The 2,751-nt window shown below is 66.3% G+C and carries 1 protein-coding gene; it reads left to right on the top strand.

What is annotated here, in order from left to right; translation table 11 throughout:
- Positions 1-2,751 (top strand): acyltransferase domain-containing protein (locus ACFWW2_RS00905; RefSeq protein WP_393925482.1); only part of this gene is annotated, 2,751 nt, incomplete at both ends.

Here is a 2,751-nt window from a genome sequence, read left to right as displayed (position 1 = left end):
TATCTTGAGGCGCACGGCACGGGGACGTCGCTGGGCGATCCGATCGAGCTGCGCGCAGCGCTAGCGGTCTACGGGCAAGGCCGCGATCCGGAGCATCCGCTGCTGGTCGGCTCGGTGAAGACCAATATCGGCCATCTTGAGGCGGCGGCGGGGATCGCGGGCGTGATCAAGGTGGTGCTGGCGCTGGAGCATGGGCAGATCCCGAAGCATCTGCATCTGCAGACGCTGAACCCTGCGATCGCCAAAGAGAACTATCCGATCCGGATTCCGCAGGAATTGGAACCCTGGCCGCAGACGGACAATGGCAAGCGCCTTGCCGGTGTGAGCTCGTTCGGCATGAGCGGCACCAACGCGCATGTGGTTCTTGAGGGTTATGGTCCGGCTGAGGAGGCGCCGTCGCGTGCGGTGCCGGTGACCCTGCCGCCGGGTCTGGAGTTGTCTGCTCCTGAGGCTCTGCGGCTTCGGTCGCATCGTATGTTGCCGTTGTCTGCAAAGAGCGCGGATGCGCTGCCGCAGCTGGCAAAGGCCTATCTTGGCTGGCTGAACGCGCCGGCGGATGCGGATGCCCTGGCGGACCTTTCTTACACGGCCTGTGTGGGGCGCAGCCATTTCGGTGAGCGTGCGGGTCTGGCGTTCGGAGATAGTGATGGTTTGAAGGCTGGTCTGGAAGCGCTGACTTCGGGTGCGTCCGTTGCGGGTCTTTTGACCGGTTCGCGTCCAACGGGCTCGGGTGCGGTGCGTGTGGGTTTCCTGTTCACCGGCCAGGGCGGCCAGTGGGCTGGCATGGGCCGGGATCTTTATGAGAGCGAACCGGTGTTCCGTGCGGTGCTGGACCGTTGCGATGCGGTGATGCGTGATCTTCGCGGCGTGTCGCTGCTGGAGGTGATGTTCGGCCGCGCGGGTGCTGCGGGGGATGTTCCCGGAGACTTGCCTGGGGACTTGGACGACACGGCGTGGACTCAGCCTGCCTTGTATGCGTTGGAGGTTGGTCTGACGGCGCTGTGGCGCAGTGTGGGTGTGGAACCGTGTGTGGTTCTGGGCCACAGCGTTGGCGAGCTTGCGGCGGCGCATGCGGCGGGTGTGTTCGGTCTGGAAGAGGGTCTGCGTCTTGCGGCCTCGCGCGGTGCTCTGATGGGGGCATTGCCGACGCAAGGCGCCTGCGCCGGTGCGATGGCGGCGGTGTTTGCCGGGGCGGGCCAGGTGGCGGCGGCGGTCGAGACGGTCAATGCGGCTGTCTATGGGACCGACAGTGCCGGATTGAGCGTTGCGGCGGACAATGGGTTGCATCAGGTGGTGAGCGGTCCTGCCGGTCTGGTTGCGGAACTGGAGGATCAGCTTGCGGCAGAGGGTGCGCGCGTTGAGCGTCTGGCAACGAGCCATGGCTTCCACAGCGCCCTGATGGATCCGGTTCTGGCGGATCTTGAGGCGGTTGTCTCGGGTCTTTCGGTTGCGCCGGCGCATGTTGCGTTGATCAGCAATGTGACGGGACGTACGGTGGGTGCGGAAGAGCGTCTGGATGGCGCGTACTGGCGGCGCCATGCGCGTGAGGCTGTGCGCTTTGCCGACAGTGTTGCGGCGCTTTGTGCGTTAGATGTGGATATTGTGCTGGAGCTCGGGCCGCATGGTGTGCTGGGTCCGATGGCGGCGCTGGCCTGGCCTGAAGATGCGGACCGATCAGCCCCGACAATGATTGCGAGCCTTGTGCGGGGCGGCGAAGCGGATGCGCCTTACGCGTCAGCGCTTGCGGGTCTTTATGCGGCGGGAGCCGATCTTGACTTTGCTGCGCTCCATAGTGGCGAGGCGCGGCGCAAGCTGTCGCTGCCGGGCACGCCGTTCCAGCGTGAGCGCTACTGGGTGGAGCCAGTGAGGCGCCGGCCGGTCGAGGGCCATCCGCTGCTGGGAATCAGGACGGCGACAGCGCGTGGCGAGATCGTGTTCGAGACGACGCTGGATACGGATGATCCGCAGTGGCTGTCGGACCACCGTGTGTTCGGCCGGGTTGTGGCGCCCGGGGCTTTGTATGCCTCGCTGGCGGCCACGGCGGCGATGGATGTCAAGGCTCGATCGCTGAACGGGTCGGCGGTGTCTGGCGTTGGACCGGTGGTGCTGGAGGGAATGCAGCTGCACGCACCCCTGATGCTGGACGAGGCGTCGCACGATCCCGGCCGGTCGCTGCAGGTCATGCTGGGTTGCCCGGAGGCTGGCGAGGCTGCGAACGGCGAGGCCTTTAATGGCGAAGCCCGTCCGGTTGAGATCTACAGCCGGGGATCGGGCGATGAGGGCTGGCAGTTGCACGCCGAGGGGCGTGTGTCTGCGGCAGCGGTCGAAACGGCGGCGGCTGTCGATCTGCAGGATCTGACGGCGGGTCTTACGGCTGTGGACGTATCCGGGCTGTACGGGTCCTTTGCCGATCTGGGGCTCGACTACGGTGCGTCGTTCCAGGGTCTGGCGTCGCTCTGGTCGGGGACTTGTGAGAGGGCCGGCGAGGCGGTCGGCGAGGTGGTGCTGGCGGCCGGTCTGGAAACAGCGGAGCTGTTGGTGCATCCGGCGCAGTTGGATGGCTGTTTCCAGGTTCTGGCGGCGGCGGTCGTGGGCGAGAGTAGCGGTGAGGCAGGCAACGCGGCCGACAGTGAGAGCGGTGTGACCTATCTGCCGTTTGGCTGGGAGCGTCTGTGGCTGTCGGGTGCGCTGCCGGATCGTGTGCTGTGCCATGCGCGTGTGCGGCCGGTGGAAGAGGACGGCGGTGACAGT

It is taken from the genome of Yoonia sp. R2-816, assembly GCF_046762905.1.
Lineage (GTDB): Bacteria > Pseudomonadota > Alphaproteobacteria > Rhodobacterales > Rhodobacteraceae > Yoonia.
The sequence above is the reverse complement of the archived record's forward strand: the minus strand, read 5'-3'. Positions and strand labels throughout refer to the sequence as shown.